This window comes from Proteus appendicitidis (assembly GCF_030271835.1).
Lineage (GTDB): Bacteria > Pseudomonadota > Gammaproteobacteria > Enterobacterales > Enterobacteriaceae > Proteus > Proteus appendicitidis.
Window position 1 is genome coordinate 2,590,962 of the sequence record NZ_CP127389.1, and the last position, 15,026, is coordinate 2,605,987.

The window sequence follows — 15,026 nt, forward strand, 5'->3', positions numbered from 1 at the left end:
ACAAAAATGCATACCCGAAAAGGTATGCATTTTTTTTAGAATGAAGATCCTGGTTGCTGTAAAAAATCTAATTCTTCTGGTGTAGATGTTCTGCCTAAGATCGCATTACGATGAGGATAACGACCATATTTATCAATAATTTCTTTATGTCTTAGTTCATATTGATAAGTATTTTCATCATTAAGCTGAGAAAACAAGATAACCGCATCTTGATGAATTTTAGGCGATTCTGAATGCATAAATGGCATGATCATAAACTTACGTTTAACGGGTGTTAATGTCAGGTATCCCGGTAACCGGATAGCTTCTTGCGCTAAGATTAATGCCATATTATCTTGGGCGAAGGCTTTTGGCGTATCACGCCAAATATTGCGTGAGAACTGATCAAGAATAATAATCTCAGCTAAGCGCCCTTCTATCGTTTCTCTCCATGATGCCAGTTCGCCACGACTCGCGCTTAAACATAATTCACCAAATCTGCGGCTAATTTCTTTATCAAACTGAATATCTTTTTTAAACCATTGCTCTGGTGTGCATTCTTCAAACCAAAACGTCAAAGTTGATTGATAAGGGATCATAAAAACTACCACGCTAGTTGTTTATTAATCAGAACAGCGTTTATTTTCACCAAAATAAACGTCATTGACGGGTTACTACTTTGATAAGTTACCATTTTAATAGAGTGACAGCTATTAACCCCTATCCGAAAAAGACATAAAAAATAAATCCCCTTTTTAATCTTAAAAGGGGATTTTAAATGCTTCCTAGCTAACGCTTAAATCCATTAAGTCGCGCCATCCATAAGCCAATTTATCTACAAGTATGTATAAAATGGCATTCATCCCATTTGTTACATTCTGTCGATATCATGATGTAATATAATTAACCTGTACATTTTACAAACATTACATTTACCTCTTCATCACTATCCTGCCTTAAAAATCAGCATTTAAAAATTTTAATTTTTATAATGAAACTACTAAAAAAGATCGATACCATTTTGTTCTATTTTTTCTATAAATCTTTTCTTAAAACAATAAAGGTTGTTATAAATAACAAATTAAATCAATGCACTAGCTTCTAAATTTTGATTTTTAGGCTTTAACCTTGTTATTATTTTGTGTGATTACAACCTAAAGAAATCAGAGATCAAAAATGAGATGAATGTTTAAAATTTGCACATTAGTAATGACATTTATTGAAAAGTTTGCCCTATTCCTCTGTTTCTTTAACAATTTTGGAGTACAATTGTTGCAGTCTATTTACTGAATGATCTGTTATGTCTGCTATCTCTATTATTGGAATAAGCTACCTTATTGGGGCTGTAATATCGTTTATTATTACTTTCTTTTTAACCAAAGATCCTAGCCTAGCCATGCGCCTTTTAAGTGCATTATTAATCGCCTTAACTTGGCCACTTAGCTTTCCTATGGCACTTATCTTCTCTATTTTTAGTTAATTTTTTAATTTAAACTTAATAACCGTAGTTATATTCTATTAAAAGAGTAATTTTATCTTATTGCTGATAAGCCACCTATTTTACAGGTGGCTTTTTATTAAAACGTTCATAAGAATGAAGATTAATCATTGTAATTTAATATTATGAAAAATATAATTAATCTGGTTTTTGGGGCCATTGAATATCAACACCATCATTAGTATCTAGCTTTGATAAGTCTATCAAATATTTCATTAATAATTTTCTTCTTTCTCTTTCATCTAATGATATAATTCCTAGCTCAATAGAATAATCCAATGGTTTTAATTCATTAATTACCCATTCTATATTTCTTTTTTTCTTATCATTAGCTATTAAAATAAAATCTTCGTTTTTTATTAAATTAACGAGTATTGGATAGCCATCTTTATCTGCCTGAATCTCTTTATCTTTTCCTTGATAAAAAAGGAGTTCAGAATAATATTTAGTAGAAATTAATTTAATATCATCTGGCATTTCATCATGAATATCTTTATGGAAAAAACCATTGCTTGATGCAGAATAGTACATATACATTCCTCTTTTTAGTATCCAATAGCGAACCAATAATAACTATTTTCATAAGATTGATGTATCATTTTAAAATTAGATTTAGTTAAATCTATAACTGATACTCCATTATTATATGGATCTTGATTTAATTTACTTGAAACTGAAATTACAGACGTACATTTATTTGGAAATGATAATGGAAAAGTTATAGTTTTACTTCCATCCCTAGGAATATTTCCTGAATACCCCCACTGATAAATAACACCTGTATCATTACATTTCCACCAACCATTATCTGCTTTGCTTGCTGTATTTTTAGAACCATAGTTCCCTTTTGGTTGATATTTATTATCAGACTCACCTTTTGAATAACTATATCCAGAAGCTAAATAATTTCCTTTTGGCTGATACTTACCATCAGACTCACCTTTTGAATAACTATACCCCGAAGCTAGATAATTCCCTTTCGGTTGATATTTACCATCTGATTCGCCTTTGGAATATGCGCCTACATCACCTGCAGTTGGTTTATTTTGACTATTAAACTCTTTTGCCCATGGTGTAAAACCTTCGTTACCATAATGGCTACGAGAATAAATACGGCTCGAGTTATAAACATAATAAAGTTGAGTAATACCCGCATTTTTTAAAACAATTAATGTACCCGCCATGGCTTCTGGGTAATTTAAATTTGTCGCTGCATTCGCATTTGCAGACTGGAAATAAATACCGGCGGTTTTATAGTTATTTAAATTTTGATTAGCGCCAATTGAAATCGCCTGATTAGAAAAAATATCTTGCGATGTTACCGTTACATCACCACTCAATGGCTTATCATTAACTTTACGTGTGGCAGCAACATAATTACCTTTCGCTTGATATCTATTATCCGCTTCAGATTTTGAGTAACTATAACCCGCGGCTTGGTAATTCCCTTTCCCCTGATATTTACTATCAGATTCGGCTTTAGTATAGCTTTCGCCTTTATTGGCATAATTTCCCGAAGGTTGATAACTTCCTTTTGGCTGATATTTACCATCAGATTCGGCTTTGGTATAGCTTTCGCCTTTATTGGCATAATTTCCCGCGGGGGCATAATTCCCTTTAGGTTGATATTTCGTATCAGATTCAGCTTTTGAATAGCCATGGCCTTCAACTTGATATTTACCTACAGGTTGGAAGCGTTTATCGGCATCATCTTTAGAATAAGCACCAACATCATTCGCATTAATATCTGCTTTTAATTCAATCCATGCATTACCTGCAACTGGCTCTACATTATTATTTTCAATTTTAGACTGCCAAGCTTTATTTTTATGATAAACCACACTACGAATAGGATAAGGTTTACCTGCTTCCGACCACTTAGCAAAACCCTGCAATTGCATTTCACCAATAGACTCAGTGATATCGTGAAATAAACTATTCATTTTTTCACGTTCAATATCTTTTGCTGCCGGATCAGTGACTTGGTCACGCTCATAATCGTAACCATAACCTTGTGTATAAGACACTGAACCATCAGATTGAATTTCAACAGGCACAACTGTTTTATCCCCTTGTGTTGCAAAGGGGGTTTTAAATATTTTAGTCATAGGAATTATTCTCCGAAATTACTCTTCAGAAAGTTTTTACGATATTGACCATAACCAAAGGCTTTCTTGGTTACGATACGATATTTGACACCCACGCCAGAAGGACGCGGCATTAAGTCGAAGTTTTCTAATAAAAGGCGTAAACGTTCATCTGGATTAAAATTAAAAACGTAATACATATACGTCATATCAAAAGGATCGAGCACAAAAACTTTGCTATCTTCACGCCAGAAAAAACGTTTAAGGAACTCATTAATATTGGTCACGGTAGGGCTTTGGGTGAGATTAAAATAACGCATTCTCACCAGCATTCTTTTTTGATCTAAAGTCAGCGATAGAGTGTAATCAGCATTTCGTCGAAAGTTTGCCTTAAAATTGGCTTTCTTTTTACCAAAACCAAAACCTATTTTATTTTTATCACTAGGAGGAATATCTATTCCTAAAGGCACATCTAAAATGCGTGACCATACTGATAAACCAAAATCGTTAGCTGTATCAATATTAAATACATCTCGGTACCAGTTTTGCCAAAATAATACCGTAGATTGATTAAAGTAAGCCGCTTTTAAATGTGCTAATGCTTTTAGCTTATCTGCATTTTCATATTGCCAGAGGATCGCTTTAAGTAGATCAGAATGAAAATCAAATTCTTGAATATTCATACGATCACCACTTGTACTGCCCCTTTTGGTAATCGGGCAATTTGATTAAGACCAATAGGAATTAATGCAACATTCCAATTCTTTCCATCTGTTGAAAGCTCCACTTTAGTGACAAATAAATGAGGCTCCACCGCATTAACCGCGGCTGAAATTTCAAAAGGAGAAACTTCTCGCCCGACCACCAGCCCATTGTCTCCATCTATTTCACCCTGTACCCATTTCTCTAACGCATTAGGAATAATGGTTTGCGCATCAATATTGGATTTTTTGACAGAAACACGGCAAAACACCGATACTTCTTTCGGTCGTGAAAACTTAATAGGATATTCTTGACCACTTGCTGGCTCTATTACCTTTATTTCAATATCACCATTAAATGCAGCACCTATTGTTTTTGTTCTTAATAATGATTTAGCAATTTCATGGCTATCTCCACCTTCTATACACACATAAATGCTATGCGGTAATAATGAAATGCCATCGACAATTAATGCCTTATCATTAAAATTTTCACGAAAAGAAAGGGAATTAACTCCCTCTAATTCATATAGCGAAGAAGTAATTGCTTCAGCGACGCTGACTGTATTTTTAGCGAGTGTTTGTTTACGCCGACGCCTTGCTTTTATATCTGACTCAGCATGACGACCAACAACTGCATGGGTTAAGTTATTCACTTTTTCCCATCCCAATACAGAACTGGCCACTTTATTTAATTGCCCAATACCACAAGTAATAGCCCCATATTCTTTGGCTCGCATATCGCCTTTAATTTTCCCATTATTAGCGATAATTAATGGCGATAACGTTTCAAAAACAGCGCCCATTGTTGTGAGAGCCTGAGAACCTTTAGGAATAATAGTACCGGGAATGCCAGTAAACTCGACATCACTTAAATAGGAATGTGTGGCATTAATACGCTCTCCGCCCATTAACGCCCATATTGCATCGAGAAAAACACCACCAGCAATATCTGGATTTATTTGATTTGCCAGTTCAGCATTATTACGAACAATCGCATCTCTATTTTCAATTTCCATGGTTGCCAATACCCCTTGTGGGGTTTCTGGCGATAAATTAATAGATTGGCCAAATACAGTACGAAATTCATCTTCGACATTATTTCGTAACGTCGATGTATCTGGCACAATCACCCCTTTATTATTAATATAACGATAGTCAGCCATTCAATGTAAATCCTCCATATATCGTGCGTATATCTGCCTGATATTTCAATGTTCCCTCTTCTAGAAAAGCATGGAAATAAGTGATAGAGACAACTTCCTCTATTTCAGCAATACGTTGTCGAAACGCCATTTCAAATAAAGGAAGATCAACTTGTCGGCTAAATGTTGCTGACCAATAAGGGATACCTTTATCTTTTTTATGTAGCATTTCACCACGGACAGCCTTAATAAAATGCTGACAAAGATTTCTTACTGCATCATCGTTGTCACAAATTTGAAGGTTACCATCAGCACCTATCGCAAAATCATTCTGCTGGTTTATTGAAAATGTCCTCATATTGGGCTTCCTGTATTGTCTTTCCCTGCTTGCACCCCACTATGGGTATGTGTGGAGCCGATATCTTTTCCGTTATGGCGCATCAACCCACCTTTTGAATCGCTATTACCATTTACAGCGTAATTACCATTAACAGTAACATTGCCAGTAAATATCGTTTCAGGGGCGTTGATTTCATATTTTGGGGTTTCTAAGACAACTTTATCGTTATGAAGAGAGAAACAGACAGAACCATCCATTGATTGAATAACCAAGGCATCAATATTTTTTCCATCAATTGCCCATCCTTTGATCGTGTCAGGAAAAAACATCGCATCGCTAAATGAATGTAGTCGCGTTGTATTGGGTTGATCTTCTAAACCACCACGCTGAAAAATAAGGCTAATATCGCGATCACTGGCTTTTAACCAGCCAAAATCACCTGGTTTAATGGGCGCTCTAATAAAAAAACCACCGCCACCAAAGCGAAATACGGGAATATTAGCAACCGGTGCGCGAGAGATTTTTTCATCATCCGTAGTCAACATCATGACCAAGGGCTTTATCATGGCTCGGTTAGTTTTTTCATCATAATTAATGACGGTTGCGGGCAACATATCATCTGTATTCATCATCAAATGGCGAAATGCAGACGAAAAAGCCCCAGCCAATGAACCAACATTGGCAATATCATTATTGGGTTTACTCATAATTAAGCTCGTTTGCACGTTGCGGTATAGGCGAAATCAGCATCGTGAGAGGCAACTTTAAATTCAAGCTGCTCGATAATGTAATCACCATTTAGTGAGGTATTTAGTTTGCTATCAAGGCGAAGCATTCCGCCTAATTCAGAGGTACTATCGATAAGATAACTCACCGTCAATCCACTCTCTGTGGCTTTAGGAATGCCAATCATGCCTGAATTCATATTCAAAATACGAAATCGGCTTTTTAATGCTTTATCGTCATCTTTTACAAATAACGTATCATCATCAATAAAAGCTTTAACATTTCCTGACTCTTGTAAACGCTCTATTTGATGTAATGCAGAGCCACAATAATACCAATTAGCAATATTCTTATCGGTCGCCTGGAAATCTAATTTCACACCACAGTCATTAGCAATGGCTAACGCTATTTCACTCAATTTTTGAATTGCGCCACCACTAGAAGAAATAATTTTTCCAGAACAATGATTACTGGTTTTTGCGGATAATGTTACGGTGACATTTGGAGGAGAGTCTATTTCTGCACTGGTGATATCACCAATAAAAAGCGAAAATAACCCAGTGTTAATTCGACCAACTTCTAAATAAAGCCGCCGAACTTGTTTGTTTTTATTATAAGGGCTGGTTTCCGTCAGTAAATAATCTCTTGTCTCGGCATTAAGCCCTGTAATAGCGATTTTACATTCGTTTTGTAATGGATTTGCATATTTCTTTCCTCCTGCTGATATGCGCAATCCTTCATACCATTGAAGCCTTTCGCCGACCTCAATACCTACCCTTATTCGCCGAAGATCCATCTTCATTACTCCAATACACTAATGATTGTGTTTTTGTAAATTCCTCATACCACGGCAAAGCATCATTTTCTGTTAGAAAAACTAAATTAATCCCTTGGTTTAAATAGCGATAAGGAATAATAGGTGTATTAGCAACTAAGCGAATACCTGTAATAAGTATTTCACCATCTCGCTCAATATCACAAAACATTGTTTGATTAGCGACTTTCAACGTAAAAACCCAATCAACACCGGCTATTTCGACAGAAAATCGCTGATTAGGAATAGCTTGTAATGGAATAACTTGCATTTTATCTACCTCCTAACTTTCTTTTTTTCCGGTTTGTGTTGATTTTTTGCTTTTGACATTTCCACGATTGACCGTAGAGGTTTGCTTTGGTTTTTTTGTTGATTTAGAGGATTTTTTATTATATTCAGGCTCTATTGTTTTCCATTCTATAAACTTAAGCTTTAATTCAATGGCATTCACTTTTTGAGGATCTTCATCATGAGTCAAACTTTCTAACAACATCGGTTGATAGGTTCTGACTCTGGTTTGAATTCCCACTAATGTATGCTCGTCATAAAGCTGCTTTATAATAGAATAACGATTTACAATATCACCCGTTAATAGCAACTCGACACTTATACTGATAGGATCAATAATGATGTGATCACTACGATTTTCACCATTTTCAACCGCAAATTTAATGACCTGATGACTATCAGTAATCGAAACTTTCATCGGATTAACGCTATCAAATAGTGTTGCGAATGACTCTAAATCAAAAATTCTAACTTCAGTTATCATAATTAAACCTTACCTCCGCTAGAGTGGTGCTCTGAGATTTCTTTAGCCGCTTCATTTATCAGTGTTTCATTAATCACTTTCGCAACACCTGGGCCATCAGTGGCTTGTGTTTCAATTCTGATTTCACCAATTTGAACATTACTTTCATTTTTAACGCTTGATTGGTTACTGATCATTTGACTGGTCATCGGGTTTAAACGATTTGTTGATGACAGTGTTAATCCATTATTTAACGCATTTACATCTTGTACTGGATTATAATAGGGTATTGCTGGATTCGGCTGTGGAATGGTGTAATTGAGATTACCTTCGTCAGATAATTGTCGCTCTACTTTTTGAACAACTTTTATTTCGTTTTCAGCATCTTCCATTCCCAAAAAACTTTTTGCTGATTGCCAAATTCCTTTTATGGAATCAATACCTTCATTAACCCAACCTAATATTTTCTCTATATATTCCCACATCCAACTAAATACACTAACCACAGCATCAGAGACAAAAACAAAAACATTAATAATGGATTGTCCCCACTCTATAATATTATTAATGCCGGCATTCAGCGCTATAACAAATTGATTAAATGCGTCAGATATATAATTCCAAGCAGCAATAACATGTTCAGCAATAGCCTTTGAAGCAATCTTTAATGATTGAACAAAAACTTGCCATGCTTCCCATACAACCATTATTGCGTCTTTAAGCGCGGGGTATTGATCCAAAATACTTCCTATCATTGAATCATTACCATTAATAAAATTCATAATATCGTCATAGACGAGTTTAAATGCCGTCGCTAAGATGCCAATAACAGCAGCAATAGCTAATATAGGGAGTGCAGTTGCAAGTGTAGCAACTGCCGCAGACACCATTGCAGGTAAATAAAAAATAGCAATAGCACTACCAATAGCTGAAAAGAAACCGATAACAAAATCTTTATTCTCAATACAAAAATTAACTAATTTATCAAACCACGTTATTCCTTTTGCAAGAACGGGAATAATGATATCTAAAAAGTTATTTTTTAATTGTGCCGCTAATTGATCAAACTTATTCATTACTGCATTAAGTTGAATAGAACTTTCGACACTTTCATCATTAATACCAGAAAATTGTTTTTGCACCCCCATTGTGCGCTCTAATTCTTCGCGACCCTTCATCATTAATTCAATGGTTTTTTCATCCACAACACCCAATTTTTCCAGCTCTTTTTGGGCGCCATCAAAGCTCATCCCTTTGACTTTATCTGCGGTCTTTAAAAGTTGTTCGATAGGATCTTCTGTATCATTAAATGCATTGGCCATTGCCGTTAAATCGGCTTGAGCAGCCTCTTTTGTGCCTCCAATTTCAGCCATCGCACCAGAAAATGCATCGATATCGATAGCTGCGATACCTATTTTTTTACTCAGTTTATCTAGCGACTCTATTTCTTTGGCGCGATCTAATGAAGCAGAAAAAACCTTTTGCAAAGTCCCCGTAATATCCTTAACGCCAATAGCATTAAGAATATAATCCTTCATTTTCTCTACGGTTTTCTGATAGCTTTTACCTGTTTCATCAACACTATCACCTAATCGACGTTGAGCCTTTGCTTCTTTAACTGCCGCCTCAATGCCTTGTGTTTGCATTGTGGTAATAAAAGTATCGTAATCGGCACCTAATTGCTTAATGAGTGCATCGATAGCAATTTTACTTTCTTTATTCTTCTTTTCTGCTTCAGTTAAAGATCCCAATTCATTATTCAGTGAGGAGAGTTGATCTTCCATTGTTTCATATTCAGCATTGAGGCCTGCTAAAATATGAGCTTCCGCTGCGCCATTGTTATTGACCAATCCTCTTTGGTAATCTAACACCGACATAGCGCTTTTCAGGTCATCAATACTTTGAGTTACTGAATTAATTTTATCTTGAGTTTCACTGATATTAAGATCAATATTTATTGGCTCATTAAGTGATAAGCCCAGCATGCCCACTAAGATTTCTTGCAAGAATTTATCAAACTCTTGCGCTCCCATTAGTGCGCTTTTAACAATGCTTTGAATTGAGTTTTCAATAGTTACAGAAGCACTTGTAATTTCATCACTATTAAATGAAATAATTATGTCATAATCTTCGGGTAATTCCCCAAGATTGAAGTGAATTTCTTGAACAAAGTTATAGAAACTAGTAATACCTCCTGAAACCCCTTGCTCAATATTTTTCATTTCAACCAGAATTTCATCTGCTGATTTTCTAATATTTGCTAATGCACTATCAGATACTTCAGCCTCCAACATCAGTACCTGAGAAAATACCTGTAATAGAGACATTATCTCTCCTTTGACGCCGCAAGCGCCTCGTTATAACGATTGGTAATCGCGATCTCCCACAGATCAAAGGCTTCCTCTAGATCTATAGTTGTTTTGAGTTCTGTGAAGGAGGCGAAACCCGCGGAGATGATGACTGCAAAGAAGCCATCAGCGTTTTTATAATCGACGGGAGAGAACCGCTGAACTTGCCTAGAAGGTATTGTAGGAAATTTTGGCTCCCGTCTTTGCCGAAAAAACTGGTGTTATACTTCAGCATTTCGAGTTCAAGACGAATCAAAGCTTCCCCATCAGGCACATGATTATCAATTAATGTGCTAGTTTTTAGATAAATTTCTTGTCCTTCTTTTTCAACTGCCACATAAGCCATCATTTTTAACATGGCTTCTTTGCTAACTTCATAATCGCCAATTTTAGGTGCATTTGATAAAGGATATTTAGCGAGAATTTCTCGCCCAATCGTTGCAGGTAATCGGCTAATAATAAAAGTATGTTCTTCACGATCACTATCAATAACAGTGATTTCTTTTGGTTTAATTAACATGATTAAATTCCATAAAAAAGGCGGCCGAAGCCGCCATTAGATGAATAAGAATAACGCTAAAAATTAACGCGCTCTGACACGATCAAAATCTTGGAAAATAAAGGTGTACTGCTTAGATTTGAGACGCCCTTCACTCGCAATTGAATTACCACGGCTACCATTAGTAATTCGACCATTACGAGCCGTGGTAATAGAGCCATCGCCATAAGAAGCCACTAACGTAATAATATCGCTTGTAGGACGACGTCCTCGTCTTGCTGTATTTGCATCAAGCAAAATAGCCAAGTTTTCGTCTTCTTCACTGCCTGCTAATACATTAATCGTCACCGTTTGAGGTGTAGGAGCCGACCAACTCACTAAATTACCATTAATATCCACTGCGGTTTGTGTGATATCTACTGCTGGTAGATCTAGCGGATCACCATTATCTGCAAATGTGCTAATAGGAATACCAGCAGGAAATGTGTTACTTGCCTGAATAATTAAACTTAAACCTGTTGCTGAAATATCGTTCATTGTTTGTTCCTTAAACTAAATTGTGTGAGCCTTCAACTTTACGAACCCAATCGCCTTTACCGTAAATTAATACATATTTCATGGTGTATTCTGGTAAATTAGAAGGACCTGTTTCTTCAACGATTTCAGCGTTGTACCAATAACCTTTATTTTGTACGTCGTGCCACGCTAAATCATCACCTGATGCATCTGTAATTGCGATTTTTTGTACTTCGGCCAGCGTTTTACCGGTAAGAATAGTGCCATTATTTAATGCTTTTGTAACAGCACCAGCAATAACCATCATCGCTTTTGCTTCACCATCTTTATTAGCTGGAATACCACGAGTGGAAAGCAATAAGCTTAACCATTGCTGTGCGATATAGGCTTTTAACCATTGCTCATTAGTATGAACACTCATATCTAATGGATTAGAAGCATTTCCACATAAAAAACCACGTTGATAGAAACTAATATCAGTGCCCGTAACAGCCGTTTCACCGTAATAGTTCACACGTAATTTATCTAATCGATCCGCAGCAAGATCTGTCTTAACTTGAGATGGGAAAGTGATACCAAATTGACGATACATATAGTTAGTGGTCGCATTTGTGCGATCAAAATCTGTTGCCGCCATAATTGCCATCGGTAGAGCTTGAACAAAAAAACCATCATCTGTTTTTAAATTTAATCCCGTTGATGCGGTGCCGATTAATGCTTTACTATAAATTTCGGCTTGTTTATCCGGAACTGACAAATAGAGCTGATATTTTACATTTTCACCCGCAATGTACTCTGCTAACTCAACACTTTGCTCGACTGAAAGCTCAGTTAAGAATGTTGCACTACCAAATGAATCAGAAATTGCTTCGGCAGCGATAAATGCTTGAAGTGCCGTTTGAGCCACATTGCCTTCAGATGCTTCTGCGTCACTTAACCCCAGAGCATCGGCTAAAGGTGAGTGATCCATCGTGATTTTCGCTTTTTCTTGTACGCCACCACTTAGCAAGAAAGCACCATCAAGAGCATTAAAAGTGACGTAGCAATTTGCAAATTGAGATTCGCTTTCAGCATTTAATTTAGCCTGGATCAGAGAAGCAACATCAGCGTAGGACTCAACATCTTTTAAAGAAATATCAGTCATATTTTTAGAGATATCACCGATAGTTAAAGTAAATGCCCCCTCTTCAATTAACTTTAATTTATCAAGCGTTGCTGCTGGCGTACCAAATAATGCCGGAGCGCGACCTACCGGTTCAAAAGAAGCAATTTGTAGCTCTTTAGGTTTACTAATAGGTGCGGGGCTAACATAACTGAAATATTGACGAGCAAATTTCGCTTCTGGTGATCCTGCACCAAGTAATTCATCCACTTGCCCGCTAGCAAATTCAAGTACTTTCCCTGCTGGAATTTTAGGATTTGTTGAGAAAATACGAGCTGTAAGTTTGCGCATAGGTGCGGCCGATGCACCAATAACCGCACTCGCGATATCAATATAGCGCGTTTGTTTAATAGACATATTTATCCTTAAATACGAAATAGATTAGAAATAAGTAAATTTGTTGCAGCAGTGTCTAAAGATAAGGTACTGGAAAAAGTGATATTAAAATCAAATGAAGGATTATGCTCATAGCTATTTCCAGCATTCATTATTGGCGCTCGCCTAATTTCGCTCGCACGTTGTATCCCTATTCCCACTTTTCTCATTGATTCGACAAAAGACAACGAATTAATAATCATTCGAGTCATTCGAATTAAATCACCTGCTGTTAAATTTGGATGTTGTTTAATAAAACCTTGAACCTGAAACGTTAATTCGATCAGTTGTTGTTCTTTATGGTTTGCATTATTACCTTGAATATTATAATTTCTTTTTTGCCAACCTTGGGCAACCTCCTTTATAGGGAAAAACATAACAATATTATTATCTTGTTTTTTATCTGGTTGATAACCAGCAATAACATCAACATTAATATTTGCTAATTTAAATTGTTTTAATAGTTGTTCACGAATGGCAATATTAATATCATTATCTTTCATTTCACCTCCTTAATATAGCTCTCCTTTTCTTTAAAAATTTAATCTATTTTATTTTATAAATAATTTTTATTGATTATAAATTAATTAAGTTAATTTTTAATTAATACACTCTTGTCGAATATAATCTTGTAAACCTAAAATGATCTGTTCTGACTGCGCAATTCGTTCTCTGAGTAGCCAATAATTTCGGATAGCGGTGTCAGTAGGTCTGGCGGTGTTTGCATCAACCAAGCCGGCGGTGGAAGTGGCTGAGAGTTTGTGACATTCTGCTTTGATATACACCCGCTCAGGAGCGCGCTCGCTAATATCACGCAACTGATCAATTTCTTTTTTTGCATGAACAAGTTCCTGTAAATGACGATTATCAAGTTGATTAAGCTGATTTATTCTTAATTGATAATCTTTATTCTCTGCAATCTGCTGAATAAGAGATTGATAAATATTATTGTATTCCTGTTTCAAGGATTTGTTTTTATCAATTAACCAAATCAATCCTATACCTAGACATAAGATCGCTATTACCATTATTTTTAATAAATAATTCATAATAACAACCAAGCATCTTCAAAAACTTTTTCTGAATAAGGTTGATAGCCAAGTTCAATATTAACAATCGCTACGGTTAAAGGAATGGTGACACTTTTTAATTGTGTATTAATTGAATCATCGGATTCAATGCCAATTTCTTTTGATGCCAGGCTAATATAGCCGGCTGTATTATTTTCGTTAGGTGGCGCATAACGATTGATAATTGTTTTAATGGTGTTTAAACCATATTTTTTTTGGTACGTTTGTAATAATTTGTAGATAGCTCGTATTCCATATTCAGGTGAAATAAATTGGCAAAAATCTTTATCGCTTTGCTCTATGGATAATCCTTGCCATTTCGAACCGTGCCGGATATTACCGGGGTTATTATTACGCTCACCTCGTGCTATTTTAGCCATTTTTAACTCCTGCTCTTCCTTTAAGGAGTTTACTCACGGAATCTACTCCGACATAGCCAATAAACACACTGGCTAAGTAAGCAAACTCATGATTTATATTAAATAAAATTAGAATATCTTTAATAAACCAGGCAAACATTGCACACATCAGCCCATCTATAGAGGTTTTTTTCCATCCTCCGCCGTTATATAAACCTCGAAGAATAGCCATTCCTCCAGCTAGAGAGGCTGATATTCCTTGTTCTTTCATTGAAGAAAGGACAATAAATATCTGTTCCCATAGATCTGGATTTTCTTTCATTGTTTCTCATGGCTTACCTCCAATAGGAGGAACTGTAATAAATAATATACTCATCCACAGCACTTAAATTTAAGTACTGTTTTAACATGAGTATGTTTATGTTTTATCTAATTAGATAAGTGGCAGATATAAAAAAAGACCACATGGTGGTCTTCTATTGAAGATAAAATTTAGCAGATATCGTTAATTTATATTAGTTAAGACAATAGAGATACAAAAAAGCCCCACTTCAAAAGCGGGGCTATTTATATTCTGTTGTAAGGTCTTTAGATACAAATCTCTCACTGTGGAGTTATAGTATGCTTATTTTTCCTGAAAGTCAATAACTAGTTTC

19 protein-coding genes and 1 pseudogene are annotated in these 15,026 nt (G+C 35.7%); 1 reads left to right on the top strand and 19 read right to left on the bottom strand.

What is annotated here, in order from left to right; genetic code table 11:
- Positions 1 to 35: 35 nt before the first annotated feature.
- Complete coding sequence (locus QQS39_RS12205) at positions 36 to 578, bottom strand: DUF924 family protein (RefSeq protein ID WP_151435533.1); 543 nt, start codon at positions 576 to 578, stop codon at positions 36 to 38.
- A 701-nt stretch (positions 579 to 1,279) separates the two neighbouring features.
- On the opposite strand from QQS39_RS12205, the gene QQS39_RS12210 reads away from it, so the two are divergent.
- Entirely contained in the window at positions 1,280 to 1,459 is a 180-nt protein-coding gene (locus tag QQS39_RS12210; RefSeq protein WP_036912664.1) for a GhoT/OrtT family toxin, read from the top strand.
- 156 nt (positions 1,460 to 1,615) lie between these two features.
- On the opposite strand, the gene QQS39_RS12215 is transcribed toward QQS39_RS12210, so the two are convergent.
- The 18 genes and pseudogenes from QQS39_RS12215 to QQS39_RS12295 form a co-directional block, all read right to left on the bottom strand.
- Positions 1,616 to 2,008: a tail fiber assembly protein gene (locus QQS39_RS12215; protein WP_285804622.1), complete on the bottom strand. Its 393-nt coding sequence runs from the start codon at positions 2,006 to 2,008 to the stop codon at positions 1,616 to 1,618.
- Between the two features lie 14 nt (positions 2,009 to 2,022).
- The gene (locus QQS39_RS12220) at positions 2,023 to 3,222 is read right to left on the bottom strand and encodes a pyocin knob domain-containing protein (protein ID WP_349497264.1); all 1,200 of its coding nucleotides are present in this window, start codon (positions 3,220 to 3,222) and stop codon (positions 2,023 to 2,025) included.
- Positions 3,205 to 3,585: pseudogene (locus tag QQS39_RS18675) on the bottom strand (hypothetical protein); the annotation flags it as partial. The pseudogene QQS39_RS18675 and the gene QQS39_RS12220, both read right to left, overlap by 18 nt.
- A 5-nt stretch (positions 3,586 to 3,590) precedes the next feature.
- Positions 3,591 to 4,247 carry a DUF2612 domain-containing protein gene (locus QQS39_RS12225; RefSeq protein WP_151435535.1) on the bottom strand — a complete coding sequence of 219 codons (657 nt, stop codon included), beginning with the start codon at positions 4,245 to 4,247 and terminating at the stop codon, positions 3,591 to 3,593.
- Positions 4,244 to 5,431: a baseplate J/gp47 family protein gene (locus tag QQS39_RS12230; protein ID WP_285804624.1), complete on the bottom strand. Its 1,188-nt coding sequence runs from the start codon at positions 5,429 to 5,431 to the stop codon at positions 4,244 to 4,246. Before QQS39_RS12230 ends, QQS39_RS12225 begins: the two co-directional genes overlap by 4 nt.
- A complete protein-coding gene (locus QQS39_RS12235) occupies positions 5,424 to 5,768 on the bottom strand; it encodes a contractile injection system sheath initiator (protein ID WP_151435537.1) in 345 nt (114 codons plus the stop codon). The genes QQS39_RS12230 and QQS39_RS12235 overlap by 8 nt, the downstream gene beginning before the upstream one ends.
- Positions 5,765 to 6,457 carry a Gp138 family membrane-puncturing spike protein gene (locus QQS39_RS12240; RefSeq protein ID WP_196569486.1) on the bottom strand — a complete coding sequence of 231 codons (693 nt, stop codon included), beginning with the start codon at positions 6,455 to 6,457 and terminating at the stop codon, positions 5,765 to 5,767. Before QQS39_RS12240 ends, QQS39_RS12235 begins: the two co-directional genes overlap by 4 nt.
- Before the next feature lie 2 nt (positions 6,458 to 6,459).
- Positions 6,460 to 7,272: a baseplate hub protein gene (locus tag QQS39_RS12245; RefSeq protein ID WP_151435539.1), complete on the bottom strand. Its 813-nt coding sequence runs from the start codon at positions 7,270 to 7,272 to the stop codon at positions 6,460 to 6,462.
- Complete coding sequence (locus QQS39_RS12250; protein WP_151435540.1) at positions 7,241 to 7,561, bottom strand: phage baseplate plug family protein; 321 nt, start codon at positions 7,559 to 7,561, stop codon at positions 7,241 to 7,243. The genes QQS39_RS12245 and QQS39_RS12250 overlap by 32 nt, the downstream gene beginning before the upstream one ends.
- A gap of 12 nt (positions 7,562 to 7,573) precedes the next feature.
- Positions 7,574 to 8,062 (bottom strand): phage baseplate protein, encoded by a 489-nt coding sequence (locus QQS39_RS12255; protein WP_196569489.1) that lies wholly within the window; start codon positions 8,060 to 8,062, stop codon positions 7,574 to 7,576.
- A 2-nt stretch (positions 8,063 to 8,064) separates the two neighbouring features.
- Positions 8,065 to 10,368, bottom strand: a complete 2,304-nt coding sequence (locus tag QQS39_RS12260) for a phage tail tape measure protein (RefSeq protein WP_285804625.1) — start codon at positions 10,366 to 10,368, stop codon at positions 8,065 to 8,067.
- 82 nt (positions 10,369 to 10,450) lie between these two features.
- Positions 10,451 to 10,909: a hypothetical protein gene (locus tag QQS39_RS12265; protein WP_151435543.1), complete on the bottom strand. Its 459-nt coding sequence runs from the start codon at positions 10,907 to 10,909 to the stop codon at positions 10,451 to 10,453.
- Positions 10,910 to 10,972: 63 nt separating this feature from the next.
- Positions 10,973 to 11,425 carry a phage tail fiber protein gene (locus QQS39_RS12270; RefSeq protein WP_151435544.1) on the bottom strand — a complete coding sequence of 151 codons (453 nt, stop codon included), beginning with the start codon at positions 11,423 to 11,425 and terminating at the stop codon, positions 10,973 to 10,975.
- Positions 11,426 to 11,435: 10 nt separating this feature from the next.
- Positions 11,436 to 12,923 carry a DUF3383 domain-containing protein gene (locus tag QQS39_RS12275; protein ID WP_285804626.1) on the bottom strand — a complete coding sequence of 496 codons (1,488 nt, stop codon included), beginning with the start codon at positions 12,921 to 12,923 and terminating at the stop codon, positions 11,436 to 11,438.
- A gap of 8 nt (positions 12,924 to 12,931) precedes the next feature.
- Complete coding sequence (locus tag QQS39_RS12280) at positions 12,932 to 13,444, bottom strand: phage gateway protein (protein WP_285804627.1); 513 nt, start codon at positions 13,442 to 13,444, stop codon at positions 12,932 to 12,934.
- A 96-nt stretch (positions 13,445 to 13,540) separates the two neighbouring features.
- A complete protein-coding gene (locus QQS39_RS12285; protein ID WP_285804628.1) occupies positions 13,541 to 13,990 on the bottom strand; it encodes a lysis protein in 450 nt (149 codons plus the stop codon).
- Positions 13,987 to 14,391 carry a structural protein gene (locus QQS39_RS12290; protein WP_151435548.1) on the bottom strand — a complete coding sequence of 135 codons (405 nt, stop codon included), beginning with the start codon at positions 14,389 to 14,391 and terminating at the stop codon, positions 13,987 to 13,989. Before QQS39_RS12290 ends, QQS39_RS12285 begins: the two co-directional genes overlap by 4 nt.
- Complete coding sequence (locus QQS39_RS12295; RefSeq protein WP_088495157.1) at positions 14,384 to 14,692, bottom strand: phage holin, lambda family; 309 nt, start codon at positions 14,690 to 14,692, stop codon at positions 14,384 to 14,386. Before QQS39_RS12295 ends, QQS39_RS12290 begins: the two co-directional genes overlap by 8 nt.
- Positions 14,693 to 15,026: the final 334 nt, after the last annotated feature.

Excerpts from the sequence above, each read along its gene's own strand:
- QQS39_RS12205 (WP_151435533.1), bottom strand. The coding sequence starts at position 578 with ATGATCCCTTATCAATCAACTTTGACGTTTTGGTTTGAAGAATGCACA.
- QQS39_RS12210 (WP_036912664.1), top strand. The coding sequence starts at position 1,280 with ATGTCTGCTATCTCTATTATTGGAATAAGCTACCTTATTGGGGCTGTA.
- QQS39_RS12215 (WP_285804622.1), bottom strand. The coding sequence starts at position 2,008 with ATGTACTATTCTGCATCAAGCAATGGTTTTTTCCATAAAGATATTCAT.
- QQS39_RS12225 (WP_151435535.1), bottom strand. The coding sequence starts at position 4,247 with ATGAATATTCAAGAATTTGATTTTCATTCTGATCTACTTAAAGCGATC.
- QQS39_RS12230 (WP_285804624.1), bottom strand. The coding sequence starts at position 5,431 with ATGGCTGACTATCGTTATATTAATAATAAAGGGGTGATTGTGCCAGAT.
- QQS39_RS12235 (WP_151435537.1), bottom strand. The coding sequence starts at position 5,768 with ATGAGGACATTTTCAATAAACCAGCAGAATGATTTTGCGATAGGTGCT.
- QQS39_RS12240 (WP_196569486.1), bottom strand. The coding sequence starts at position 6,457 with ATGAGTAAACCCAATAATGATATTGCCAATGTTGGTTCATTGGCTGGG.
- QQS39_RS12245 (WP_151435539.1), bottom strand. The coding sequence starts at position 7,272 with ATGGATCTTCGGCGAATAAGGGTAGGTATTGAGGTCGGCGAAAGGCTT.
- QQS39_RS12250 (WP_151435540.1), bottom strand. The coding sequence starts at position 7,561 with ATGCAAGTTATTCCATTACAAGCTATTCCTAATCAGCGATTTTCTGTC.
- QQS39_RS12255 (WP_196569489.1), bottom strand. The coding sequence starts at position 8,062 with ATGATAACTGAAGTTAGAATTTTTGATTTAGAGTCATTCGCAACACTA.
- QQS39_RS12260 (WP_285804625.1), bottom strand. The coding sequence starts at position 10,368 with ATGTCTCTATTACAGGTATTTTCTCAGGTACTGATGTTGGAGGCTGAA.
- QQS39_RS12265 (WP_151435543.1), bottom strand. The coding sequence starts at position 10,909 with ATGTTAATTAAACCAAAAGAAATCACTGTTATTGATAGTGATCGTGAA.
- QQS39_RS12270 (WP_151435544.1), bottom strand. The coding sequence starts at position 11,425 with ATGAACGATATTTCAGCAACAGGTTTAAGTTTAATTATTCAGGCAAGT.
- QQS39_RS12275 (WP_285804626.1), bottom strand. The coding sequence starts at position 12,923 with ATGTCTATTAAACAAACGCGCTATATTGATATCGCGAGTGCGGTTATT.
- QQS39_RS12280 (WP_285804627.1), bottom strand. The coding sequence starts at position 13,444 with ATGAAAGATAATGATATTAATATTGCCATTCGTGAACAACTATTAAAA.
- QQS39_RS12285 (WP_285804628.1), bottom strand. The coding sequence starts at position 13,990 with ATGAATTATTTATTAAAAATAATGGTAATAGCGATCTTATGTCTAGGT.
- QQS39_RS12290 (WP_151435548.1), bottom strand. The coding sequence starts at position 14,391 with ATGGCTAAAATAGCACGAGGTGAGCGTAATAATAACCCCGGTAATATC.
- QQS39_RS12295 (WP_088495157.1), bottom strand. The coding sequence starts at position 14,692 with ATGAAAGAAAATCCAGATCTATGGGAACAGATATTTATTGTCCTTTCT.